Source organism: Bradyrhizobium mercantei (assembly GCF_001982635.1).
Classification (GTDB): Bacteria; Pseudomonadota; Alphaproteobacteria; order Rhizobiales; family Xanthobacteraceae; genus Bradyrhizobium; species Bradyrhizobium mercantei.
Genome location: NZ_MKFI01000004.1, coordinates 269,427 through 293,362, shown reverse-complemented (window position 1 = coordinate 293,362; position 23,936 = coordinate 269,427). Strand labels below are relative to the sequence as shown.

Here is a 23,936-nt window from a genome sequence, read left to right as displayed (position 1 = left end):
CTCCTGCTGAGTGCGTCAGGCGAAGTAGCAGCTCACGGAACCGTACGGTCCGTAGTCGGCCTGAATGGTGTCGCCCTTGCGGGTCTCGATCGGACGGATGAAGGAGCCAGCCAGCACGACCTGTCCGGCCTCCAGCGCCAAACCGTTCGGCGCGATCTTGTTGGCAAGCCACGCCACCGCGGTCGCCGGATGATTCAACACGCCGGCGGCGAGCCCGGTTTCCTCGAGCTGGCCGTTGCGGAAGCACAGCGCGCCGATCCAGCGCAGATCGGCCTCCAGCGGGCGGATCGGCCGGCCACCGAGCACGATGCCGGCATTGGCGGCGTTGTCGGCGATGGTGTCGAAGATCTTGCGCGTCGCCTTGGTTTCGGCGTCGACGCGCTCGACCCTGGTGTCCAGGATCTCCAGCGCCGGCACCACGAAATCGGTGGCGTTGAGCACGTCGAACAGCGTGCAGTTCGGCCCCGCCAGGCTATGCTTCATCACGAAGGCGAGTTCGGCCTCGACGCGGGTGGCGATGAAGCGATCGGTCGGCACCAGGCCGCCATCGGCAAAGAACATGTCGTCGAGCAGGACGCCGGAATCCGGCTCGTCGATATTGAGCGCGCTCTGCATCGCCTTCGAGGTCAGGCCGATCTTGTGGCCCTTGACGACGCGGCCCTGCGCCACCTTCATCTCGACCCAGGCCTTCTGAATCGCGTAGGCGTCGTCGAGGGTGATGCGCGGATATTCCAGCGAGAGCTGGCGGATTTGCTTGCGGGTCTTTTCCGCACTGTCGAGCCGCTCGGCGGCAGCGCGGATATCGTCCTTGGAGAGGGCCATGCGTGCTACACAAAAGTGGATGTCGGGAGATGATTAACATGTTAAATGAATTCCCGCAAACTGAATCGGGGCATGCTGCAACGCAAAAGATCGTTGCGGTGGATTGAGCGATGGTACGCAAGAATTCGAACGACGTGCGGCCGGGGCAGGATGACGACGCGTCGGCGCGCCGCGCCCCGATGCGCGAGTTCTCGCGCTCGCTGCCGATGTCGCTGCTCCGCGCGCGCGAAGCGGTGATGCGGCAATTCCGTCCCTCGCTGCGCAATCACGGGCTGACCGAGCAGCAGTGGCGGATCCTGCGTGCGCTCACCGCGGTTGATGAGATCGAGGTCACCGAGCTTGCCCGCGTGGCGTTTCTGCTCGGACCGAGCCTGTCGCGCATCCTGCGCGATCTCGAGGCGCGCGCGTTGATCGAGCGCAAGGCCGCGGAGAACGACGCGCGGCGTGCGGTGGTTTCGATCTCCGCCAAGGGATTGAAACTGATCGAGGCGGTGGCGCCGACGTCGGAGGTGATCTATGCCGCGATCACCAGGCGCTATGGCGCGCGCAAGCTTGCGGAGCTACAGGAGATGCTGGGCGCGCTGGAGGCGAGCCTCGCCGGGATGGGCTCGGAGGACGCCGAAGTGGCAGCGGACGAGTAGCGTCAGGCCATATAGGGCACGCGCGAGATCACGTTGATGGCGCGGAATTCGGCAATCCAGCCCGCGACCTTCGAATGGGACCATTCAATATGGCGGCGCAGGATCTCGGCCGCCCCATCGCCGTCGCGCGCGCGCAGGGCGTCGATGATCACGAGATGCTCGTCCATGAAGGAATCGATCTGCGGCGCGGTCAGCGCCACCTGAATGTGCTTGCCGATCACGAAGGCGCAATGGGTACGCTTGAGCGCTTCGACCATCTCGCGATTGGCGCCGTAGCCCAGGCAGCGGATATGGAGGTCGCCCTCGATCTCGTCGAGTTCGCCGACGCCGACGCGGTCGCGGTATTGAATCCCCTCACGCAGCCGCTCCGCCATCCGGTCAAGCAGCGCGGCGGGAATCTTCGCCGTCGCCGATTTGAGCAGCAGCGGTTCGAGCGTTGCGCGCACCTCGAAGATGTCGCGGAGACGATCCTCGTCGAGCGGCACCACATACCAATGCGCCTTGGCGCCTTTCTCCAGGATTCCGATCGCCTGCGCACGTAGCAGCAGATTGCGCGCAACCGTGCGTCCGACCCGGAAGTGCCGCGCCAATGCAAGCTCGCTGACGCGGAAGCGTCCGAACAGCGACCGGTAGATGATCTCGCGTTCGAGCTTGTAGTAGAGCGCGTCCCAGGCGTCGCTGCGCACGGCGTCGACGGGGCCGTCGGTCAGCCCAAACATTTCCGGTGTGATCGGGACGCGGCGCGGTTCGGCCTTGCGCTTGCCTGCGATGACGCCGCGGCCGTCGAACCTGCGCACCAGGCCGATGTGCTCGAGCTGTTCGAAGGCCTGCCGCACCGGAGAGCGGCTGGAGCCGAACAAGGTTGCGATCGCCGATTCGGAGAGCACCGCGCCGGCGGGGACGTCGCCGGCCCGGATGTGCTTTGCCAATGCGCTCTTGATCAGCGCGTAGGCCGGCTGTTTCCGTCTGGTCTGCGATTTCGCTCTTGGAATCGACATCGATGGCTGCCCGTCGGTCACACTATCACGTGATCCCGTCATGGTCGCTGGTAGCAGGCATCTACGCACCGTTGCCAGCGAACTTTTGGCTATTGCGTGCAATGTGCAATCATGTTTAGCTACGGCAAACGCCAGATTGATGGCCGCCGTTGTGCGCCTGGAGCGCTGCAGCGGGGCTCACGTTTGTTCGTCGCGCCGATCGATGGCCGCGGATTGGACAACAGATCGACGCGTCAGCTCGTCGCAACGCAGCCGGCATCAAGCTCGGCGCACGAAAGGGAGGATTGAATGAAACTGACGAGGCGTGAATTTTCCGCCGGCTTGGCGGCAGGTCTCGCTGCTCCCGCGCTGATGCGCAGCGCCTGGGCGCAAGGAGCGACCATCAAGATCGGCATGTGCGTGCCGGTGACCGGACCGGCAGCCGAGCAGGGGCTGTGGGCCCAGAACGGCGCCAAGCTGGCGCTGGCCGCGGTCAACAAGGCCGGCGGCGTGCTCGGCAAGCAGGTCGAGCTCGTCATCGAGGACGACCAGACGACCAATCCGGGCATCGTGCTCGCGTTCTCCAAGCTCGCCGCGCAGTCCGACATCGTTGCGTTCCTCGGCTCGATCCGTTCGACCCAGGTGCAGGCAATGGCGCCCGACGTGATCAAGGTCGGCAAGCCCGTGATGATCGGCGGCACCAATCCCGATCTCACCCATTCGGGCAATCCGTGGCTGTTCCGCTTCCGCCCCAACGACAATTATTCCGGCCGCGTGATCGCCGACTTCGGCGTCAACACGCTCGGCAAGAAGAAATGGGCGATCGTGCATTCCACCGACGCCTTCGGCACCGCGGGCGGCAAGGCGCTCTCGGAAGCGCTGACCAAGCTCGGCGCGCCGCCGGTGCTTGACCAGGGCTACGCCAACCAGAGCCAGGACTTCACCCCGGTCGTGCTGGCGGTGAAGCAGTCCGGCGCCGATGTGCTCGGCACCTACTTCACCTTCGAAAACGACCTCGGCATCTTTGCCCGGCAGCTGCGCCAGCTCGGCGTCAACATTCCGTGGGTCGGTTCGCCCTCGGTCGTGGCGGTCTCCTCGACCAAGCTCGCGGGTCCTGCGCTGTTCAACACCTACGGTGTCGCCGACTTCGCCGAGGATTCCAGCGATGCCGCGAAGGCGTTCGGTAAGGCGTATCGCGATGCCTACAAGACCGCACCCGACAACCAGAGCGCCTGGCCGTATGACGCGATCACCATCCTGTCGGCTGCGATCAACAAGGCCGGCTCGACCGATCCGAACAAGATCCGCGACGCCATCCTAGCGACGCAGAAATTCGCCGGCGCCGAGGGCGAGTATAATTTCGACAAGAACGGCGACGGCCTGCACGGCTACAATGTCGTGAAGAACGACAAGGGCAAGATCGTCTACGACAAGCACATCGACTTCAACGACTGATCCGAGCGGGTCAGGGAGGCCCGAATGGATGGGTTCCCTCCCCCCTTGCGGGGGAGGGTTAGGGAGAGAGGTAAGCCGCTCGGGCGGAATTCGTGGCTTACCCCTCTCTCCAACTCTCCCCCGCAAGGGGGGAGAGAGCCCTACCACCTCCCGAACGGCAATCACTCCGATCCGGCTGATGCCGGGATGTTCGCTTCGCCTTTCAATCGAGCGCTGTCATGGATCTGGTTCTCCAACTGCTGTTCACCGGAATCGGCATCGGCGCGGTCTACGCGCTGGTCGCGCTCGGTTTCGTGCTGATCTTCCGCGCCACCAACGTGGTGAACTTCGCGCAAGGCGAATTCTCGATGGTCGCCGCCTATCTGATGGTGGTGTTCTCGGTCGATCTCGGCTGGCCCTATTGGCTGTCGTTCCTGATCGCGCTCGCCGGCATGGCGCTGTTCGGCGTCATCTTCAATCTCGGCGTCTACTATCCGCTGCGCCACCGCACCTATCTGCCCGTGATCATCGCCACCATCGGCGCCTCGATCCTGCTGTCGAACTCGGTGCTTGCGATCTACGGTCCGCAGCCGCAGGTGCTGCAGGGCTGGTTCGATACGCCCGGCATCCAGCTCGGCCCGGTCTATCTCGACAGCCAGTATCTCCTGATCATCGGCGTCACGATCCTCCTGGTGCTGTTCAATTTCTGGTTCTTCGAGAAGACGCTGCTCGGCAAGAAGCTGCAGGCGACCTCGCAGGACAAGGAGATGGCCTCGCTGCTCGGCATTTCCGTCTCCACCATGATCATGATCACATTCATCTATTCAGCCGTGCTCGGCGGTCTCGCCGGGATCCTGGTGGCGCCGGTGCTGTTCGTCTCGATCCAGATGGGCTCGACCATTGCGCTGAAGGCGTTTGCCGCGACCATCATCGGCGGCTTCGGCGATGTTGCCGGCGCCATCGTCGGCGGTCTCGCGCTCGGCGTCATCGAAACCTTCGGCGCCGCCTATATCTCGGTTCCGTACAAGGACGGCTTTGCCTTCCTGGTGCTGATCGCCTTCCTGGTGTTCCGGCCGCAGGGCATCTTCGGCGAACGCGTCGCGGAGAAAGCATGAGCGCCAGCGACAACATGATTCCGGCGCCGGCCGTGCGCTCGAAGCCGCTGATCATCCGGCATCTGCCGTATTTCATCGGTGCCGCGGTGCTGGTGGCGCTCGCCGCCGGCATGCGGTTCGACGGTTACATCCTCAACATCCTGCTGCAGGCCACGACGTTCTCGATCGCGGTGTTCGGGCTGTCGGTCGTGCTTGGCCTGTGCGGCCAGATCAACCTGGCGCAGGCCGCGTTCTTCGGCTTCGGCGCCTATGCCGTCGGCCTCGGCACCGCCGACCTGCATCTGAACTTCTGGCTCTGCCTGGTTGGCGGCTGCGCGATCACGCTGGTCGCTGGCGCGTTCCTCGGCATGTCGACATTGCGGCTCGGCGGGCATTACCTCGCCATGGTGACGATCTCATTCCAGCAGATCGTGACGCTGGTGATGATCAATGCCATCGGGGTGACCCACGGGCCCGACGGCGTCGCCAACATTCGCCGGCCCGAGCTGTTCCAGTCCTCGCAGAGCTATCTCGCCTTCTGCGTCGCGATGCTCGCCATCGTCGGCTATCTGGTCTGGCATCTGCCCGACACCAAGCTTGGCCGCGCCATGCGCGCGGTGCGCGACAATGAGCTCGCGGCGGGTGTCAACGGCATCGACGTGTTCCGCACCAAGGTCTCCGCCTTTGCAGTGTGCGCGGTGCTCGGCGGTCTCGCGGGCGGCCTGTTCGCCGGCGGCTTCGCCTATGTCAGCCCGGACCAGTTCTCGTTTGCGGAATCGATCCAGTTCCTGACCATGTCGCTGCTCGGCGGCGTGGCCTCGCCGGTCGGCTCGGTGATCGGCACCGGCCTGCTGATCCTGATCCCGGAATGGCTGCGCTTCCTCAAGAGTGTGCCGGGTCTCTATCTTGCGATCTACGGCCTGTCGGTGATCCTGATCATCCGCTTCATGCCTGACGGCATCTGGGGCTTCGTGTCCGACGCGTTCACGCGCTGGCGTGCGCACACCAGGGCGCCGCCTGTTGCCGGAGCGCTCCAGCTCAAGCCCGCGACATCAGGTGGCGATATCGTGCTCGAGGTCACCGGGCTCTCGAAGCATTTCGGCGGCCTCAAGGCGGTCGACGGCGTCGACATCGCGGTGAAGCGCGGCAGCGTCCATGCGTTGATTGGCCCCAACGGCTCCGGCAAGACCACGACCTTGAACGTGCTGTCCGGCCTCTACAAGGCGACCGCGGGCAGGATCGTGCTCGACGGCACCGACATCACCAACATGGCACCGCATCAGCGCACCGCCGCCGGACTTGGGCGCACCTTCCAGAACATCCGCCTGTTCCGCTCGATGACGGCGCTGGAGAACGTCGAAATCGGCGCAGAGCGCCCCGGCAACACCATGATCGGCAAGGGCGACGACGCGCTGACCGAGCGGGCGATGGAGGCACTGACCTTCGTCGGCCTCGGCAACCGCGCCAACGAACTGATCTCGAGCTTTTCCTACGGCCATCAGCGCCTGATCGAGATCGCGCGGGCGCTGGCCTCGAACCCGACGCTGCTGCTGCTCGACGAGCCGGCCGCCGGCCTCAACTCGACCGAAAAACTCGAGCTGCATGAGCTGCTCAAGCGCATCGCAGCGCAAGGCCTCACCATCCTGATCATCGATCACGACATGACGCTGGTCTCGGAAGCCGCCCAGCACATCACCGTGCTGAACTTCGGACGCCGCATCGCGGACGGCGAGTCGATGGCGGTGCTGCGCCATCCCGACGTCGTCTCCGCCTATCTCGGGAGCGAATGATGCCGCTGCTCGAAATCCGCAATCTCGTGGTCCGCTACGGCGAGATCGAAGCGCTGCGTGGCGTCACCATCGCCGTGGAGCAGGGGCAGGTGGTCACGCTGCTCGGCGCCAACGGCGCCGGCAAGTCGACCACGCTGCGGGCGATCTCGGGCCTCGCCAAGCCCGCTTCGGGCGACATCATGTTCGATGGTCACTCGATCGCCGGCCTCGGGCCGGAAGCGATCGTCCGGCTCGGCATCTCGCATGTGCCGGAGGGCCGCCGCGTGTTTCCGGGCCTCACCGTGAAAGAGAACATCATGCTCGGCGCGTCGAACCGGAAGGTGCCGGCGTCGCAGATCTCGCGCGAGGCCGATGCGATGTTCGATTTGTTTCCGGATATTCGCGCATTCTCCAACGCGTTGGGCTGGACGCTGTCCGGCGGCCAGTTGCAGATGGTCGCAGTCGCGCGCGGCCTGATGGCCAAGCCGCGGCTCTTGCTGCTCGACGAGCCGTCGCTCGGCCTCGCACCTGTGATCGTGCAGGCGGTGTTTCGCATTATTTCGCAGATCAGGAAGGACACCACGGTCTTGCTCGTCGAGCAAAATGCGCGCATGGGACTCTCGGTCGCTGATCACGGTTTTGTTCTCGAAACCGGGCGGATCGTGCTCGGAGGCAAGCCCGACGAATTGTGGGGCAATGAAGCCATTGCCGCGGCTTATCTCGGCGGCCACGCCAAAACCCACGCCTAATCGAGCGAGCTAGTTTTTCATGGTCACCATCAAGGTCGATAACCTCATCAACTTCGTGTCCGAGGTGTTTTCCCATTCGGAGTCCTCTCCGGAAGAGGCCAAGCGCATCGCGACCTATCTGACGACCGCGAACCTGACGGGCCACGACAGCCACGGCGTGATCCGCGTTCCCGTCTATGTCAGGTGGAAGAAGATGGGCTCGATCGTGCCGAACCAGACCCCAGAGGTCGTGGTCGACACGCCGTCGCTCGCGGTGGTCGACGGCAAGTTCGGCTACGGCCAGACCGTCACGCCGATCGCGGTGAAGCTCGGCATCGAGAAGTGCAAGAAGGCCGGGCTCGCCGCGGTCGCGCTGCGCAACTCGGGCCATCTTGGCCGTGTCGGCGACTGGGCCGAAATGGCCGCTGCCGAGGGCCTTGTTTCAATTCATTTCGTCACCGCGGCGGGCTCGCTCTTGGTCGCGCCTTACGGCGGTGTCGAGAAGCGGCTGTCGACCGCGCCCTATTGCGTCGGCATTCCGCGCCAGGGCCAGGACCCGATCGTGCTCGATTTCGCCACGTCTGTTGTCGCCGAAGGCAAGTGCCTGGTGGCAAGCCGCGGCGGCAAGAAGCTGCCGATCGGCGCGCTGGTCGATGCCGACGGCACGCTGAGCGAGGACCCGCACGTGCTGTACGGTCCGTACACGCCCGACGGGCCGCGCGACCATACCAAGGGAACCGGCGCGATCCGTGCCTTCGGCGATCACAAGGGCTCGGGCCTCGCCTTCATCTGCGAGCTGCTCGGTGGCGCGCTCACCGGCACCGGCGCGACATCGTCGGACCGGCGTTTCGCCAACGGCATGATGGCGTTCTACATCGATCCCAAGGTGATCGACACCAGCAATTTCTTCGACGGTGAGATCACCCGCTACACCGATTTCATCCGCGCCACCAAGCCGATTGCGGGCACGGATTCCGTGCTGGTTCCGGGTGATCCCGAGCGCAAGACCCGCGCCGATCGCACCAGGAACGGCATCCCCTTGCCTGACGACACCTGGGCGGCGATAGTGAATACCGCGCGCGAAGTCGGCGTCAGCGAAGTCTCGATCCAGCGGGCGACCAGCTGAGGTCCGCTTTCCCAAGAAAACCTCCGAGAACCACAAAAGGAAACGCAATCAATGGCAAACAAGGTCAAGCAGGTCTGGGCATCGGGCAAGGCGGTGGTCAACGCGTGGCTCGCGATCCCCTCCGGGTTTTCGGCCGAAGTGATCGCGCAATGCGGCTTCGACAGCGTCACTGTCGACATGCAGCACGGTGTGCAGGATTATCAGTCGATGGTGCAATGCTTCCAGGCGATGCATGCCCATCCGGTGACGCCGATGGTCCGCGTGCCCTGGAATGAGCCCGGCATCATCGGCAAGGTGCTGGACGGAGGCGCCTATGGCGTGATCTGCCCGATGGTCAATACGCCGCAGGAAGCCAAGAACCTCGTCTCCTACGCGAAGTATCCGCCGAAGGGCGTGCGCTCCAACGGTCCGATCCGCGCCGGCATGTACGGCTCGGCCGGCACCTATCAGCAGACCGCCAACGACGAGATCGTGCTGCTGCCGATGATGGAGACCAAGACCGCGGTCGAGAACATGGAAGCGATCCTCGATGTCGAAGGCATCGACGGCGTCTATATCGGCCCGTCGGATCTCGGCTTCTCCTACGGCCTGGTGCCGAAGCTCGATCGCGACGAGCCGGAGATCCTCAAGATCTACGAGAAGATCATCAAGGAGTGCGGCAAGCGCGGCCTCAACCCCGGCATCCACTGCTCGGGCGCCGAAGGCGCGGTGCGCGCGATCAACATGGGCTTCAAGCTCGTGACGCTGTCGAACGAAGTCGGCCTGATGCAGGTCTATGCCAGGATGCAGGTCAACCAGACCCGCGAGAAGTCCGGCGGCAAGGCGTAACTGGATCCTCTCCCTCGCCCCGCGCCAGCGGGGAGAGGGTTGGGGTGAGGGGCTTCTATCTGGCGAGTACCATCGCTTTAATTGAAATAGTGCTTCGCCCCTCACCCGAATTCTCGCTTCGCGAAAATTCGACTTCTCCCCGCAAAAGGGCGGGGAGAGGTGAAGAACTTCAAAGGAGAACTCCCATGGCCTCGGCACAAGTGATCCGCCTGCACGCCGACGACAGCGTCCTGATCGCGCGCGCGAGCCTGCCGCCGGGGCTCGAGGTGAGCGAGGGCGTCACCACGGTCGATCGCATTCCGGCCGGCCACAAGGTCGCGATCAAGCCGATCGCGCAAGGCGAGCCGGTCCGCCGTTACGGACAGATCATCGGCTTCGCAACGCAGCCGATCGCGCCCGGCCAGCATGTGCACACCCAGAACTGCGGCATGGGCGATTTTGCCAAGGACTATGCTTATGGGGTCGACGTCAAGCCGGTGCCGAATTTCGATTTGCCGGCAACGTTCGAGGGCATTCGCCGCGCTGACGGTCGCGTCGCGACGCGCAACTATATCGGTATCCTCACCTCGGTGAATTGCAGCGCCCATGTCGCCGGCATCGTCGCCGACATGTTCAAGAAGAATCCGTTCACCGGCGATAATCCGCTCGCCGATTACCCGAATGTCGACGGCGTCGTCGCGCTGACACACAAGACCGGCTGCGGCATGACCCAGGACGAGCCCTTGGCGCTGCTCCGCCGCACCCTCGGCGGCTACGCGCGGCACGTCAATTTCTCCAACGTCATCGTGCTCGGCCTCGGCTGCGAGGTGAACCAGATCGGCGGCCTGATGCAGGAGCAGAAGCTCGCCGGCCGCCTGCGCGCGATGGACATCCAGGAGGTCGGCGGCACCCGCAAGACCGTGGAAGCCGGCGTGGCCTTCGTGAAGGAAGCGCTCGCGGATGCCAACAAGGTCAAGCGCGAGGCCGTGCCGGCAAGTGAGTTGACCGTGGCGCTGCAATGCGGCGGCTCGGACGGCTATTCCGGCGTGTCGGCCAATCCGGCGCTCGGCGCGGCGAGCGATCTCTTGGTTCGTCACGGCGGCACGGTGATCCTCTCCGAGACTCCGGAGACCTACGGCGCCGAGCATCTGCTGACGCGTCGCGCCGTCAGCCGCGAGGTCGGCGAGAAGCTGGTCGGGCTGATGCGCTGGTGGGAGGAATACACCCAGCGCGAAGGCGCCGAGATGAACGCCAATCCTAGCCCCGGCAACAAGGCCGGCGGCCTCACCACCATTTTGGAGAAGTCGCTCGGCGCCATGGCCAAGGCCGGCAGCACCAACCTCGTCGACGTACTGCATTACGCCGAGCCCGTCACCAAGAAGGGCTTTGTGTTCATGGACACGCCCGGCTACGACCCGGTCGCCGCCACCGGGCAGGTCGCCGGCGGCGCAAACCTCGTCTGCTTCACCACTGGCCGCGGCAGCGTGTTCGGCTGCAAGCCGGCGCCGTCGATCAAGCTCGCCACCAACACGCCGATGTACAAGCGGATGGAAGACGACATGGACGTCAACTGCGGCACCATTCTCGACGGCGAGGAGAGCGTGCAGGAATGCGGCCAGCGCATCTTCGACCTCATCCTCAAGACCGCCTCGGGCCAGCAGACCAAGAGCGAGAGCTTTGATTTCGGCGGTGCCGAGTTCGCGCCGTGGGTGCTCGGCGCGACGATGTAATTTAGAAGCCGAGGTCCGGCCTCCACTCCGCTGTCGTCCCTGCGAAAGCAGGGACCCATAACCACCGGCCATGGTTATGTGAAAAGTATCCACCACCGCCTCGAATCGATAGATCACGCGGTATGGGTCCCTGCTCCCGTGCGCAATTGCGCACTAGGCAGGGACGACGACTGCAGTTTCCGAAACGCCCCAGATTGCGCTACGCTCCATCCAGGCTACGACTGGACGGAGAAGACATGCGCGCGCTTCGGTTCGGGTTTATTGGATGCTTCGCATTGCTGGCCGCTTTGACGCTTGGCGTCAGCTCAGCCGACGCCGCCACCGTCGTGGCGCTTGGCGCGAGCAACACCTACGGCAAGGGCGTGGCGCGCAATCAGGCCTATCCCGCGCAGCTCGAAGCGATCTTGCGGGCAAAGGGATTGAACGTCCATGTCGTGAACGCCGGCATCAATGGCGACACCACGGAAGGGATGCTGCAACGCCTGGACCAGGCCGTCCCGAACGGGACCCGCGCGGTTGTCTTGCAGCCGGGCGGCAACGATCGGCGCAAGGGCAGCCCTGACCGGACGGCTGATATTCAAAGCCGTCTCAGCGCCCGCGGCATCACGGTGATCATGCTCTCCAACGGCATGCTGGGCGGACTCCCCCATCAGCCCGACGGTGTGCATTTGACCCCCGAGGGCTACCACATGCTCGCCCAGTCGCTTGCCTCGCAGGTCTCCGGCGCGATTGGCCGCTAGCCGGCGACGGCAATCAGCGGCGCCAACCGCTGAGCTCTGGGACAACGCGCGGATAATTCCTGGGCACCCCGTGCCCGTTGTTAGTGCTTGATGTCGACCGGAACCAGTGTTCTGCTCAAAAAAGCTGCTGGAGTCCTTGGTCCGTGTCGATCTTCGTCGCACTGCATCACGTCACGCACTACAAATACGACCGGCCGATCGATCTCGGGCCCCAGACCATTCGGCTCCGGCCCGCGCCGCACACCCGCACGCCGATCCTGAGCTATTCGCTCAAGGTCACGCCATCAAATCATTTCGTGAACTGGCAGCAGGACCCGCAGGGCAACTGGCTGGCGCGCTACGTGTTTCCGGAGAAGGCGACCGAGCTCAAGGTCGAGGTCGACTTCACCGCCGAGATGACGGTGGTCAATCCGTTCGACTTTTTCGTCGAGCCCTACGCCAACAGCTTTCCGTTCGCATATCCCGGCGATCTCAAGACCGAGCTCGCGCCGTATCTTGAAACCGACGAGCCCGGGCCATTGTTCGCGGCCTACCTGAAGGACATTCCGCGCCAGGCCGACAGCGCGGTCAATTTCCTGGTCGAGCTGAACGCGCAGTTGCAGAAGAAAATCAGCTACGTGATCCGCATGGAGGCCGGCATCCAGACGCCGGAGGAGACGCTGGCGGCTTGCTCCGGCTCCTGCCGTGACTCGGCGTGGCTTTTGATCCAGACGCTGCGCCATCTCGGCCTCGCCGCACGCTTCGTCTCCGGATATCTCATTCAGCTGCGGCCCGACATCGATCCGCTCGAGGGGCCGCGCGAGGTCGAGAGCGACTTCACCGATCTGCACGCCTGGGCCGAGGTCTATCTGCCGGGCGCGGGCTGGATCGGTTTCGACGTCACCTCCGGCATGCTGACGGGCGAAGGCCACATCCCGGTCTGCGCCACGCCGCACTTCCGCTCAGCTGCGCCGGTGACCGGCACTGCAGGCGCCGCCAATGTCGAGTTCGGCTTCGAGATGAGCGTCAAGCGCATCCGCGAGGCGCCGCGCATCACGAGGCCGTTTTCGGATGCATCATGGGCGCGGCTCGACCGGCTCGGTGAGCAGATCGATGCTGACTTGGTGAAGGGCGACGTGCGGCTCACCATGGGCGGCGAGCCGACCTTCGTCTCGGTCGACGACCTGGAATCGCCGGAGTGGAACGTTGCCGCGGTCGGTCCAACCAAGCGCGCGCTCGCCGACGAATTGATCCGCAAGCTGCGCACGCGGTTTGCGCCCGGCGGCCTGCTGCATTACGGCCAGGGCAAATGGTATCCCGGCGAGAGCCTGCCGCGCTGGGCGTTCGGGCTGTACTGGCGCAAGGACGGCAAGCCGATCTGGAAGAACGCCGATCTGATCGCGTCGATCGAGAATCCGCGCAAGGCCGAGGTTGCCGATGCTGAGCGCTTTGTCGTCGGCACCGCGAAGAAGCTCGGGCTCGGCGCCGACTATGTGATGCCGGCTTATGAAGACCCGGCGTTCTGGCTGCAGCGAGAAGCCGGGCTGCCGGCCAACGTCACGCCGGATAACTCCAAGCTGACGGATGCCGAAGAGCGCGCGCGTCTGGCGCGGGTGTTCGACGAGGGATTGACGACGCCGAAAGGCTTTGTGCTGCCGATCCAGCGTTGGACGCCGCTGGCCGATAAAATCCCCGCGCGCTGGCGTAGCGAGCACTGGAAGATCCGCCGCAGCCATCTGTTCGCATCACCCGGCGATTCGCCGCTCGGCCTGCGGCTGCCGATCGGCTCGCTCGAACATGTCCCGCCGGAAGACTATCCTTACATCGTCGAGCAGGATCCGATGGCGCCCCGCGAGGCGCTTGCCGACGCCGAGCTGAAGCAGGCGCTGAAGGACATCCCCGAGCCGCTGCCGGTGCGCACCGCAATGGCGATCGAAGTCCGTGACGGCGTGCTCTGCGTCTTCATGCCGCCGGTCGAAAAGGTCGATGACTATCTCGAACTGATCACGGCAATCGAGGCGACCGCCGAGGAAACGCAGCTCGCGGTGCATGTCGAAGGCTATTCGCCGCCCTTCGATCCGCGCATCGAGGTGATCAAGGTGACGCCCGATCCCGGCGTGATCGAGATCAATGTGCAGCCGGCGCAGAGCTGGCGCGAGGCAGTCGACATCACGCTCGGCCTCTATGAGGACTCCGCGAAGACGCGGTTAGGGGCCAACCGTTTCCTGATCGACGGCCGTCACACCGGCACTGGCGGCGGCAATCACATCGTGGTCGGCGGCAGCAAGCCGGAGGATTCGCCGTTCCTGCGCCGGCCGGATTTGTTGAAGAGCCTCGTGCTGTATTGGCAGCGGCATCCGTCGCTGTCCTATCTGTTCTCCGGCATGTTCATCGGCCCGACCAGTCAGGCGCCGCGGATCGACGAGGCGCGGCATGACGGGCTCTATGAGCTCGAGATCGCGCTGTCGCACGTGCCGCCGCCAGGCATGGACGCGCCGCTGTGGCTGGTCGACCGGCTGTTCCGGCACATCCTGGTCGACATCACCGGCAACACCCATCGCGCCGAGATCTGCATCGACAAGCTCTATTCGCCTGACGGCCCGACCGGCCGGCTCGGCCTGGTCGAATTCCGCGCGCTCGAAATGCCGCCCGATCCGCGCATGTCGCTGGCGCAGCAGCTCTTGATCCGCGCGCTGATCGCAAAGCTGTGGCGCGAGCCGCAGCAGGGCAAGTTCGTGCGCTGGGGCACCGCGCTGCACGACCGCTTCATGCTGCCGCACTTCCTCTGGGAGGATTTTCTGGGTGTGCTCGGCGAGCTCAAGCAATCCGGCTACGACGTCGAGCCGGAGTGGTATCAGGCCCAGCTCGAATTCCGCTTCCCTGCCTTCGGCCGGGTCCATCACGGCGGCGTCGGCCTCGAGCTGCGGCAGGCGCTCGAGCCCTGGCACGTGCTGGGCGAGGAGGGCACGTCGGGCGGCACCGTGCGCTACGTCGATTCCTCGGTCGAGCGGCTACAGGTGAAGGCGACGGGGTTCGTCGAGGGCCGCCACGTCATCACCTGCAACGGCCGGCGCATGCCGATGACCGAGACCGGCCGCCCCGGCGAGGCGGTCGCCGGCGTCCGCTTCAAGGCCTGGCAGCCGGCCTCCGGCCTGCATCCGACCATTCCCGTGCATGCGCCGCTGACGTTCGACCTGATCGACAGCTGGAACGGCCGCTCGCTCGGCGGCTGCGTCTATCACGTCGCCCACCCCGGCGGCCGCAACTACGAGACCAAGCCGGTCAATTCCTACGAGGCCGAGGCGCGGCGGCTGGCGCGCTTCCAGGAACACGGCCACACCCCCGGCAGGATCGAGACGCCGCCGGAGGAACGCACAATTGAGTTTCCCTTGACCCTCGACTTGCGGACGCCGCTCCTGCACTAATTGGCTGCAGGGGAAGTGTGCAATGACCGCATCGGGTGGCCAAGGAAGCAGCCAAGGCAGCAGTCAGGAGAGCCGGGCCCGGCCCGGTCAGCGCCGGATGGCGCAATGGACCCGCGACTACGTCCGGCTGCCCGGCATTCCCGACGAATACATTGCCGAAGACGGCGCGCCGCGGCCGGCCTGGGCCCGCTTCTTCGACGCCTTTGCCGCGCTGTCGCCGGCCGATATCGAGCGCCGCTTCGCCTCCGCCGATCGCCATCTGCGCGAGGCCGGCGTCACCTATCGCGCGCCCGGCGATACGTCGGACCGGATCTGGCCGCTCAGTCATCTGCCCCTGATCATCGACGCGGCCGACTGGCGCCAGCTCGCCGCCGGCGTCGCACAGCGGGCGCAGCTTCTGGAAATGGTGCTGGCCGATCTCTACGGCGAGGGCCGTCTCGTCGCCGATGGCGCGATCCCTGCCGCTGCGATCGCCGGCAGCGGCGAATATCTGCGCGCGGTCAGCGGCATCAAGCCGCCGGGCGGCCGCCATCTGCATCTCTACGCCGCCGATATCGGCCGCGGACCTGACGGCCGCTGGTGGGTGCTCGGCGATCGCACGCAGGCGCCGTCGGGCGCGGGCTATGCGCTGGAAAACCGCCTGGTGCTGTCGCGCGCCTTTTCCAATCTCTACAAGTCGATGAATGTCGAACGCGTCGCGCCGTTCTTCGAAGCGTTCCGCGATTCACTCCGCGCCAGCGCCGACCGCGACGAGCCGCGGATCGGCCTGCTCACGCCGGGCGCGTTCAGCGAGACCTATTTCGAGCACGCCACGCTCGCGCGCTATCTCGGCTTTCTGCTGGTCGAGGGCGACGATCTCGCGGTCTCCGGCGACCGCATCCACATCCGCACCGTTGCCGGATTGAAGCGGCTCGACGTGCTGCTGCGCCGGGTCGATTCCAACATGCTCGATCCGCTCGAGCTCGATGCGTCGTCCTATCTCGGCGTGCCCGGCCTCGTCGAGGTGCTGCGCAAGGGCGGCGCCGTGGTCGCCAACATGCCGGGCTCCGGCGTGATGGAGGCGAGGGCGCTGCTCGGCTTTCTGCCCAATTTGTGCCGGCGCCTGCTCTCCGAAGACCTGATGATGCCGCACATCGCGACCTGGTGGTGCGGTCAGAAATCCGCCCGCGAGCAGGTTCTGTCACGGCTCGACGAATTCGCGATCGAGGGAGCCTATGGCCGCGGCGTTGCGGATTTTCCAGGGGATGGCCCAGTGCTCCCGGGCGAATTGTCGGCGGCGGACCGCGACCGTCTGAAGGATGCGATCAGCCATCGCGGCATCGACTATGTCGGCCAGGAGCTGGTGCGGCTGTCGACCACGCCGGTGTGGGAGAACGGCCGCATCGCGCCGCGGCCGTTCGTGCTGCGGGTGTTCGCGGCGGCGACGCCGAACGGCTGGACCGTGTTGCCCGGCGGCTTCTGCCGGATTGCCGATCGGGCGGATGCGCGCGCCGTGTCGATGGGCGATGGCGCGGTGTCCGCCGACGTCTGGGTGGTTTCCGACAAGGCGGTTGCGACCTCGACCTTGCTGCCCGCGGGCGACACCGTGCGCATCCGTCGCATCGCCGGCGTGCTGCCGAGCCGCGCCGCCGACAATCTGTTCTGGCTCGGCCGCTATCTCGAGCGCGCCGAGGCCACCATCCGGCTGATCCGCGCGCTGTGCACGCCGCTGCGCGATCCGGCGCGGGCGAATTCGAATGGTTCGGCACCGGCAATGCATTCGGCCGAGCGCATCCAGCGCATGCTGGTGGCCTGGGGCGGGGCCTCGCAGACCGCGCGCACCAATCCGGCCAAGGTCGCGCTCGAAGCGCTGCAAAGCGACGAGAAGTTCGGCTCGGCGCTGTCGCTGGTGCGATCCGCGCAGCGTACTGCGACGTCGCTCCGCGAACGGCTGTCGCCCGACGCCTGGCAGGTCATCACCGAGATGGCCGATCGGCTCGCGATCGAGGTTCATGACGATGACGGCGTCGTCAGCGCCGCAGAACTGACCTTGCAGGAGCTCGCGAGCTTCGCCGGGCTTGCGCAGGAGAACATGAATCGCGCCGCCGGCTGGCGCTTCCTCGAAATGGGGCGCCGCGCCGAGCGCGCCATCAACACCACGCGCTTCGCCCGGCAGTTCGCCTATGACGAGGCCGGTGACGAGGACCTCGACGTCCTGCTTACACTGGTCGACTGCCAGATCACCTATCGCTCGCGCTATCTGGTGCAGCCGCTGCTGACACCGGTGCGCGATCTCGCGGTGCTCGACCCCTACAATCCGCGCTCGGTGGCATTCCAGGTCGCGGCGCTGAACGAGCATATCGCCGCGCTGCCGAGCCTGAAGGAGCACGGCCTGATCGAGCGACCGCAGCGGCTCGCGGTCGCCGTCGAGGCGATGTTGACGACGGCCGAAGCCTCGAGCCTCGACGTCAAGAGGCTGTTTGCACTGGAGCAGGACCTGCTCAATCTCGCCGACGCGGTCGGGCTGCATTACTTCCCGCACGGACCGAATGCCAGCCGGCCGGAGAAGCTCACGGGGCTGGCGTGATCTACGACATCCGCCACGTCACGACCTACAGCTACGAGACCCAGGTCAGCTTCGCGCGCTGCTCGCTGCGGCTGGAGCCGATCAGCGGCGACGGCCAGCAGTTGATCTCGCATGCGATCGATATTCGTCCGAGGCCCGCGGAGCGCACCGCGCGGCGCGACTTCTTCGGCACGCTGACCGAAAGCGTCCTGATCGAGACCGCGCATCGCAGCCTTCGCATCGATTCCCGCTCACGGGTCTCCGTGACGCGGCAGCCGCCGGCGCGTGACGCGGCGAGCCCTGGCTGGGAGAGCGTGCGCGACAACGCGTTCGAGGCGTTGAGCCTCGACGCGGCCTCGCCGGTCGGCTACGTCTTTGCCAGCGCGCTTGTGCCGGTGCTGCGGCCGGTGACGGCCTATGCGTCCGCGAGCTTTGCGCCCGGCGGCGGCATCCTCGCTGGGGCGGCCGACCTGATGCGCCGCATCCGCGGCGACTTCAAATACGATCCGAAGGCGACGGTGATCTCGACGCCGCTGCGCGATGTATTCGAGAAGCGCCACGGCGTCTGCCAGGATTTTGCCCATGTGATGATCGCGGGGCTGCGCGGCCTCGGCCTGCCTGCGGCCTATGTCAGCGGCTATCTGCGCACCATCCCGCCGCCGGGCCAGCCGCGGCTGCAGGGCGCCGACGCGACCCATGCCTGGGTGTCGGTCTGGTGCGGCAGCGAGCTCGGCTGGGTCGGCTTCGACCCGACCAACGATCTGATGGTCGGCGGCGACCACATCATTCTCGCGATCGGCCGCGACTTTGCCGATGTCTCGCCGGTCGACGGCGTCATCGTCGGCGCGCGCAAGCAGAAGCTTGCCGTCGCGGTCGACGTGCTGCCGGTGGAGTGAGAAGGACGGCGCGGGCGCGCGATTGCGCCGGCGCGATCTCGATCAGGCCACGTGCCGTTTGCCCGATTTGTCCCACCCGATCGGGCTGACGATGACGCGGTCGCGGCCTTCGGCCTTGGCTTGATAGAGCGCGAGGTCCGCCGCCTTGACCAGATCGCGCGACGTGCGCTCGTGGTCGGGGACGAGGCAAGACAGTCCGATGCTGACGGTCGGCAATTCATGCTCGGACTCGCGCGCGGCCGTCAGCTTTGCGCGAATCCGTTCGGCGACTTCCAATGCGCCCGCCTTGCCGATGCCGGGCAGCAGCACCGAAAACTCCTCGCCGCCATAGCGCGCTCCGAGATCGGTTGCGCGTTTGGTGCTGTCTGCGATGCACCGTCCCACGGTGGCGAGCACGACGTCGCCGGCCTGATGTCCGTAGGTGTCGTTGAACGCCTTGAAATGATCGACGTCGATCATCAGAAGCGAGACCGGCGACTTTGCGCGCATGCCGCGACTCCATTCGACGTCGAGGGTATCGTCGAGCCTGCGGCGGTTGGCGAGGCCGGTCAGTGCATCCGTGCTCGCGAGGTGCGCAAGCCGGCCTTCTGCAGCGGCCCGCCGTTTGAGCGCGGCCAGCAGGTAGAACATCAGGATGATCGAGAAGCCGCAGAGCGCCGCCACGACGCTGCCGATCAGCCAGAGCTGTTGCCACCAGTCGGCATAGATGCCGTCCAACGCGAGACCCTCGATGATCAGCAGGGGATGCTGTCCGACCGCCTGAAAGACAAAGAGGCGGCCGACATGATCGACGATCGATTTCGTCACGTAGGAGCCGGATTGCCGTGCCGGATACTGCTTGAAGACCAGGGAGTCCTTGATGCTTTGCCCGATCTTGCCGATGTCGAAAGGCATTCGCATCAGCATGATGCCATCGGTGTTGAACAGCGCCATGCTGTCGCCGGAGCCGAAGTTCAGCTTGCGAAACAGGTTGTGGAAATAGCTGAGCCGCATGCTGCCCGCGACCACGCCGGCGAAAGATCCGTCGGCATTGCTGATGCGGCGGCTCAGGCTGATCAGATACTCGCCGTCCGGAGTAACCCAGGGAGCGCTGATGAACAGTCCGCCGTTCGCGCGCGTCTGGTGCGCCCGGAAGAAGTCTCGATCGGCGAAATTTGCGCTCCGCGGCGTCAATGTCCGGGAATCGAGCGTGACGTCTCCTGCCGCATTCAGCACGAGGATCGAGCCGAGATCCTTGGCGGTGGCGGCGCGGTCGAACAGCACGACCTGGCGAAGCTCGGGGCTGATTTTGGCGAGTTCCGGCAGCTTGACGCCGTCGGCGACGGCCTGCAGCGACAGGTCGTAGAGCTCGATGTTGCGGTCGATCTCGCTCGCGATGGAGGCGACGAGGTTGGTCGCGCCTTCCTTCGCATGCTGATAGTCCTTGCCAGCCATCTCCCAGAGGATGGATGCGCAGATCGCCGAAAAACACAAAACGAGGCCGATCCCGAGCGCAAGGAGCCGTTTGGTCGGCACCGCCTTCGGCTTTGGCATGAGCCCGTTCATTGCTCGCTTCCAATTCTCGGCGCCCCCGCGCGTTGCCACTTTCTATGGGGGCATCAAATTGAGAAAGGCGACCTCAAGCGTTGGCAATTTGCGCGCGCGGATTGGGAGAGTCTTAACCATTCCGGATTGGCCGGAACCGGTCGCGGGCACCGCGACGGTCGGTCTGATCCGTTCAGGTTCCGGTCCGCTGCAGGCCGTCGGCGGCGTCGCTGCGCAGGTTGCGGAAGAACTGCTCGACCTCGCGCGACAGCGTCTCGGCGGTTGCGGTCAGATCATTCGATGCCGCAAGCACTGATTCCGCCGCCTTGCTGGTCTGGTCCATGTCGTCGCGGAGCGAGCCGACATTCGTTACCAGGGTTTCATTGCCCTGGGCGGCCATCTGCGCGTTGGCGGAGATTTCACGCGTGGCTGCGTCCTGCTGGCTGATCGCGCTTGCGATATTCGACGTGACGTCGCTGATCTCGCGCACGGCCTGGCCGATTTCGCGCACGGCGGCTACCGAGTTGCGGGTCGAAGCCTGGATCAGGCCGACATTCTCGCTGATCTCGGCGGTCGCCTTCGCGGTTTGCCCGGCCAGTGCCTTGACCTCGTGCGCGACGACAGCGAAGCCACGGCCGGCATCGCCGGCACGGGCAGCCTCGATGGTGGCGTTGAGGGCAAGCAGATTGGTCTGCTCGGCGATCGCCTGGATCAGGCTCAGCACGCCGTCGATGCGCTGGGTGGTGGCGGCAAGGCTCTCGATCTCGGTGATCGACCGGTCGGTGCGCGCACCGGCCTGATCGACTGCGCCGGAGGATTGCTTGACCTGGCGGCCGATCTCCTCGACCGAGGCGGACAGCTCTTCGGCCGCACCGGCCACGGCGGAGACGTTGCTCGAGGCCTGTTCGGTCGCGCCTGCCGCCGCAACCGCCCGGCCGCTGGCGCTCGTCGCGACGGTTGCGATGGTCTGCGCGGTCTGCCGCATCGTCGCGGCATTGTCGTGCACCGCGCGCAGCACCTCACCGATGGTGCCGCGGAATGCTTCGACGAAGTCCTCGATGTGCCGGCCGCGTTCGTCGCGGGCCGCGGAATCCTGCACGACTTGCGCGTTCAGGCTGCGATTGCGGTCCATCGCCTCCTGGAACACCTTGATGGCGCGTGCCAGCGCGCCGATCTCGTCGCCGCGATTGACATGCGGCACTTCAACATGGTCGGCGCCCTCGGCGACGCGCTTGATGGTCGTGGTGATCTGCGACAGCGGCCGGGCCACCGAGCGGGCGATGATCAGCACGCCGAGCAGCACCACGATCAGGGCGGCCGCGCCGAGCCCGGTCAGCACCAGCGCCATCGTGCGGTTGGCGTCGGTCTGCTGCGCCAGCCTCTTGCTGCGTTCGGCATAGACTTTGGAGAGCGCCTCGAGATCCTTGTTCAGTGCGGTGCGCACGTCGCGGTTGGCGTCGTTGTCGCCCCACTCGCGGCCGGCTGCGGCGCCGATCTCGATGCCGCGGCGGACCAGCTCTTTGCGAAATTCGACGAACTGCTCGATGCGCTTCTTGAACACGGCGAACTGGGCCGCGTCGTCGGCCTGCACCAGGGTTTCCCAATTCTTCACCACGCCGAGAATGCGTTCGTTGAATGCCAGCAGCCCGGCGCCGTATTTCTTCACTGCCGCTGGGTCGGTCGACATGTAGATGCCGCGGGATTCCATCACCACGGCATAGACCAGTGAATTGACCCGTTCGACATTGAGTGCGGCACGGCTCGCGAGGTCGACCGCCTCGGTCAGTTCGGCATTGCGCCGCGCATTGTATTCGGACAGGAACGTGATGGCCGCGGTCAGCGCCGCAATCAGCGCAAACGTCGAGTACAGCCTGGCAGCAAGCGAGAATCGGGATGCCATTTGAGGCCCGGATGTGGAGATGGGGGATGTGGCGGGGGCGGGCATTGCGGGCACTCCAAGAGGCCGGGGAGTACCTTCGGCCGACTAAAGCTTATGCAAAATCTTCATGGACAATTTCTTAATGCGTGCGTTTTCCGTGGCCGCAACCGTTAAAATCTCTAAATAATACCAAGGTCTTACATGGCGCACCGAGCCTGCCGGGTTCCGCTGGCCTGGCCGCGCTGTCCAATGACGCGCCGCCATCATCATCATCCATCAACATCAGCGGGCGCACCGGGCGAAGCTGATGGCGCGACTTTCGCAAAGAGGTGCTAGGTTACGCTGCCCCAGCCCGCGACGCGAATTCCCATGCTCTATCGTCACACCATCGAGGCCACCAATTACGCATTCGACGATCTGCGCATCCTGCTTGCCAAGGCCTCGCCGCCGCGTTCCGGCGATCGCCTGGCCGGCGTCGCAGCCGACAGTGCGGAGGAGATGATTGCCGCACGGCTGGCGCTGGCCAACGTGCCGCTCAAGCAATTCCTCGATGAGCCCGTCATCCCCTACGAGGACGACGAAGTCACCCGGCTGATCCTCGACAGCCACGACGTTGCCGGCTTCCTGCCGGTGTCGTCGCTGACCGTCGGCGGCTTCCGCGACTGGCTGCTGTCGGATGCCGCCACCACTGATGCGCTCAGGAAGATCTCGCGCGGCATCACGCCGGAGATGGTGGCGGCGGTGTCGAAGCTGATGCGCAACCAGGATCTGATCCTGGTGGCGAAGAAATGCGAGGTGACGACCCGCTTCCGCAACACCGTCGGCTTGCGCGGGCGCATGAGCACGCGGCTGCAGCCCAACCATCCGTTCGACGACCCCAAGGGCATCACCGCCTCGATCCTCGACGGGCTGCTGCTCGGATCGGGCGATGCCTGCATCGGCATAAATCCGGCGAGCGACGATCCGAAGGTCATTGGCACCCTGCTGCGGCTCCTCGACGACATCATCACCCGGCTCGAGATCCCGACGCAGGGCTGCGTGCTCACCCATGTCACGACCACGCTCGGACTGATCGGACGGGGGCTGCCGGTCGATCTCGTGTTCCAGTCGATCGCCGGCACCGAGGCCGCCAACCGCAGCTTCGGCGTCGACCTGTCGCTGTTGCGGGAGGCGCGTGAGGCGGGGCTGTCGCTGCGCCGCGGCACGGTCGGTGACAATGTGATGTATTTCGAGACCGGGCAGGGCTCGGCGCTGTCGGCCAATGCCCACCACCAGGTCGATCAGCAGACCTGCGAGGCGCGGGCCTATGCGGTGGCGCGCGCGTTCGATCCGCTGCTCGTCAACAGCGTGGTCGGCTTCATCGGTCCTGAATACCTCTATGACGGCAAGGAAATCATCCGCGCCGGGCTGGAGGATCATTTCTGCGGCAAGCTGCTCGGCCTGCCGCTCGGGATCGACGTCTGCTACACCAACCACGCCGAGGCCGATCAGGACGATATGGACAATCTCCTGACGCTGCTCGCGGCTGCCGGCGTGAACTTCATCATGGGCGTGCCGGGCGCGGATGACGTTATGCTGAACTATCAGTCGACATCGTTTCACGATGCGCTCTACATCCGCGACCTGTTCGGTCTGAGGCGGGCGCCCGAATTCGACGACTGGCTGTTGCGCGCAGGCCTTGCCGGGCAGGACTTCCGCCTGATTGCCGATACGGCGCGGCTGCCCGACCTCGCTGCCAGGCTCTTGACGTGACGGGATAGCGATATTCTGCAGAGCAACTATCTCATCGTTGTGACGTTAAGTAGTGCCACAATGTTGAA

At 65.4% G+C, this 23,936-nt stretch carries 17 protein-coding genes; 13 read left to right on the top strand and 4 right to left on the bottom strand.

The window, feature by feature from the left end; genetic code table 11:
- Nucleotides 1-15: 15 nt before the first annotated feature.
- A complete protein-coding gene (gene hpaH, locus BI327_RS19545; RefSeq protein WP_076862432.1) occupies nt 16-822 on the bottom strand; it encodes a 2-oxo-hept-4-ene-1,7-dioate hydratase in 807 nt (268 codons plus the stop codon).
- A gap of 110 nt (nt 823-932) precedes the next feature.
- Between hpaH and hpaR the strand changes: the two genes are divergently transcribed.
- Nucleotides 933-1,463, top strand: coding sequence for a homoprotocatechuate degradation operon regulator HpaR (gene hpaR / locus BI327_RS19540; RefSeq protein ID WP_076862431.1), 531 nt, complete (start codon nt 933-935; stop codon nt 1,461-1,463).
- 2 nt (nt 1,464-1,465) lie between these two features.
- Here the strand turns inward: hpaR and BI327_RS19535 are convergent, their stop codons facing one another.
- Entirely contained in the window at nt 1,466-2,461 is a 996-nt protein-coding gene (locus tag BI327_RS19535; protein ID WP_076862430.1) for a GntR family transcriptional regulator, read from the bottom strand.
- A 288-nt stretch (nt 2,462-2,749) separates the two neighbouring features.
- On the opposite strand from BI327_RS19535, the gene BI327_RS19530 reads away from it, so the two are divergent.
- The 11 genes from BI327_RS19530 to BI327_RS19480 all read left to right on the top strand — a co-directional run bounded on the left by BI327_RS19530 (nt 2,750) and on the right by BI327_RS19480 (nt 18,713).
- Complete coding sequence (locus BI327_RS19530; RefSeq protein ID WP_028331737.1) at nt 2,750-3,895, top strand: ABC transporter substrate-binding protein; 1,146 nt, start codon at nt 2,750-2,752, stop codon at nt 3,893-3,895.
- 218 nt (nt 3,896-4,113) lie between these two features.
- Nucleotides 4,114-4,989, top strand: a complete 876-nt coding sequence (locus BI327_RS19525; protein ID WP_029082157.1) for a branched-chain amino acid ABC transporter permease — start codon at nt 4,114-4,116, stop codon at nt 4,987-4,989.
- Nucleotides 4,986-6,758 carry a branched-chain amino acid ABC transporter ATP-binding protein/permease gene (locus BI327_RS19520; RefSeq protein ID WP_076862429.1) on the top strand — a complete coding sequence of 591 codons (1,773 nt, stop codon included), beginning with the start codon at nt 4,986-4,988 and terminating at the stop codon, nt 6,756-6,758. Before BI327_RS19525 ends, BI327_RS19520 begins: the two co-directional genes overlap by 4 nt.
- Nucleotides 6,758-7,486, top strand: a complete 729-nt coding sequence (locus BI327_RS19515; protein ID WP_057015754.1) for an ABC transporter ATP-binding protein — start codon at nt 6,758-6,760, stop codon at nt 7,484-7,486. Before BI327_RS19520 ends, BI327_RS19515 begins: the two co-directional genes overlap by 1 nt.
- Before the next feature lie 19 nt (nt 7,487-7,505).
- Nucleotides 7,506-8,591 carry a malate/lactate/ureidoglycolate dehydrogenase gene (locus tag BI327_RS19510; protein WP_076862428.1) on the top strand — a complete coding sequence of 362 codons (1,086 nt, stop codon included), beginning with the start codon at nt 7,506-7,508 and terminating at the stop codon, nt 8,589-8,591.
- 51 nt (nt 8,592-8,642) lie between these two features.
- On the top strand, nt 8,643-9,419 hold the full coding sequence (locus tag BI327_RS19505) for an HpcH/HpaI aldolase family protein (protein ID WP_076862427.1): 777 nt from the start codon (nt 8,643-8,645) through the stop codon (nt 9,417-9,419).
- Nucleotides 9,420-9,604: 185 nt separating this feature from the next.
- Nucleotides 9,605-11,128 (top strand): UxaA family hydrolase, encoded by a 1,524-nt coding sequence (locus tag BI327_RS19500; RefSeq protein WP_076862426.1) that lies wholly within the window; start codon nt 9,605-9,607, stop codon nt 11,126-11,128.
- Between the two features lie 236 nt (nt 11,129-11,364).
- Nucleotides 11,365-11,868 (top strand): GDSL-type esterase/lipase family protein, encoded by a 504-nt coding sequence (locus tag BI327_RS19495; RefSeq protein ID WP_076862425.1) that lies wholly within the window; start codon nt 11,365-11,367, stop codon nt 11,866-11,868.
- 143 nt (nt 11,869-12,011) lie between these two features.
- A complete protein-coding gene (locus BI327_RS19490; RefSeq protein ID WP_076862424.1) occupies nt 12,012-15,272 on the top strand; it encodes a transglutaminase family protein in 3,261 nt (1,086 codons plus the stop codon).
- Nucleotides 15,273-15,294: 22 nt separating this feature from the next.
- On the top strand, nt 15,295-17,838 hold the full coding sequence (locus tag BI327_RS19485; protein ID WP_076862423.1) for a circularly permuted type 2 ATP-grasp protein: 2,544 nt from the start codon (nt 15,295-15,297) through the stop codon (nt 17,836-17,838).
- Nucleotides 17,835-18,713 (top strand): transglutaminase family protein, encoded by an 879-nt coding sequence (locus tag BI327_RS19480; protein WP_076862422.1) that lies wholly within the window; start codon nt 17,835-17,837, stop codon nt 18,711-18,713. The genes BI327_RS19485 and BI327_RS19480 overlap by 4 nt, the downstream gene beginning before the upstream one ends.
- Nucleotides 18,714-18,755: 42 nt before the next feature.
- Here the strand turns inward: BI327_RS19480 and BI327_RS19475 are convergent, their stop codons facing one another.
- Both BI327_RS19475 and BI327_RS19470 read right to left on the bottom strand, forming a co-directional pair.
- Nucleotides 18,756-20,258, bottom strand: a complete 1,503-nt coding sequence (locus tag BI327_RS19475; RefSeq protein WP_076862421.1) for a sensor domain-containing diguanylate cyclase — start codon at nt 20,256-20,258, stop codon at nt 18,756-18,758.
- 172 nt (nt 20,259-20,430) lie between these two features.
- Entirely contained in the window at nt 20,431-22,137 is a 1,707-nt protein-coding gene (locus BI327_RS19470; RefSeq protein ID WP_089025535.1) for a methyl-accepting chemotaxis protein, read from the bottom strand.
- 348 nt (nt 22,138-22,485) lie between these two features.
- Between BI327_RS19470 and BI327_RS19465 the strand changes: the two genes are divergently transcribed.
- Nucleotides 22,486-23,868 carry an ethanolamine ammonia-lyase subunit EutB gene (locus BI327_RS19465; RefSeq protein ID WP_076862419.1) on the top strand — a complete coding sequence of 461 codons (1,383 nt, stop codon included), beginning with the start codon at nt 22,486-22,488 and terminating at the stop codon, nt 23,866-23,868.
- Nucleotides 23,869-23,936 lie beyond the last annotated feature (68 nt).

What these genes read in the sequence shown, in the direction of transcription:
- hpaH (WP_076862432.1), bottom strand. Translation starts at nt 822, where the DNA reads ATGGCCCTCTCCAAGGACGATATCCGCGCTGCCGCCGAGCGGCTCGAC.
- hpaR (WP_076862431.1), top strand. Translation starts at nt 933, where the DNA reads ATGGTACGCAAGAATTCGAACGACGTGCGGCCGGGGCAGGATGACGAC.
- BI327_RS19535 (WP_076862430.1), bottom strand. Translation starts at nt 2,461, where the DNA reads ATGTCGATTCCAAGAGCGAAATCGCAGACCAGACGGAAACAGCCGGCC.
- BI327_RS19530 (WP_028331737.1), top strand. Translation starts at nt 2,750, where the DNA reads ATGAAACTGACGAGGCGTGAATTTTCCGCCGGCTTGGCGGCAGGTCTC.
- BI327_RS19525 (WP_029082157.1), top strand. Translation starts at nt 4,114, where the DNA reads ATGGATCTGGTTCTCCAACTGCTGTTCACCGGAATCGGCATCGGCGCG.
- BI327_RS19520 (WP_076862429.1), top strand. Translation starts at nt 4,986, where the DNA reads ATGAGCGCCAGCGACAACATGATTCCGGCGCCGGCCGTGCGCTCGAAG.
- BI327_RS19515 (WP_057015754.1), top strand. Translation starts at nt 6,758, where the DNA reads ATGCCGCTGCTCGAAATCCGCAATCTCGTGGTCCGCTACGGCGAGATC.
- BI327_RS19510 (WP_076862428.1), top strand. Translation starts at nt 7,506, where the DNA reads ATGGTCACCATCAAGGTCGATAACCTCATCAACTTCGTGTCCGAGGTG.
- BI327_RS19505 (WP_076862427.1), top strand. Translation starts at nt 8,643, where the DNA reads ATGGCAAACAAGGTCAAGCAGGTCTGGGCATCGGGCAAGGCGGTGGTC.
- BI327_RS19500 (WP_076862426.1), top strand. Translation starts at nt 9,605, where the DNA reads ATGGCCTCGGCACAAGTGATCCGCCTGCACGCCGACGACAGCGTCCTG.
- BI327_RS19495 (WP_076862425.1), top strand. Translation starts at nt 11,365, where the DNA reads ATGCGCGCGCTTCGGTTCGGGTTTATTGGATGCTTCGCATTGCTGGCC.
- BI327_RS19485 (WP_076862423.1), top strand. Translation starts at nt 15,295, where the DNA reads ATGACCGCATCGGGTGGCCAAGGAAGCAGCCAAGGCAGCAGTCAGGAG.
- BI327_RS19475 (WP_076862421.1), bottom strand. Translation starts at nt 20,258, where the DNA reads ATGAACGGGCTCATGCCAAAGCCGAAGGCGGTGCCGACCAAACGGCTC.
- BI327_RS19470 (WP_089025535.1), bottom strand. Translation starts at nt 22,137, where the DNA reads ATGGCATCCCGATTCTCGCTTGCTGCCAGGCTGTACTCGACGTTTGCG.
- BI327_RS19465 (WP_076862419.1), top strand. Translation starts at nt 22,486, where the DNA reads ATGCTCTATCGTCACACCATCGAGGCCACCAATTACGCATTCGACGAT.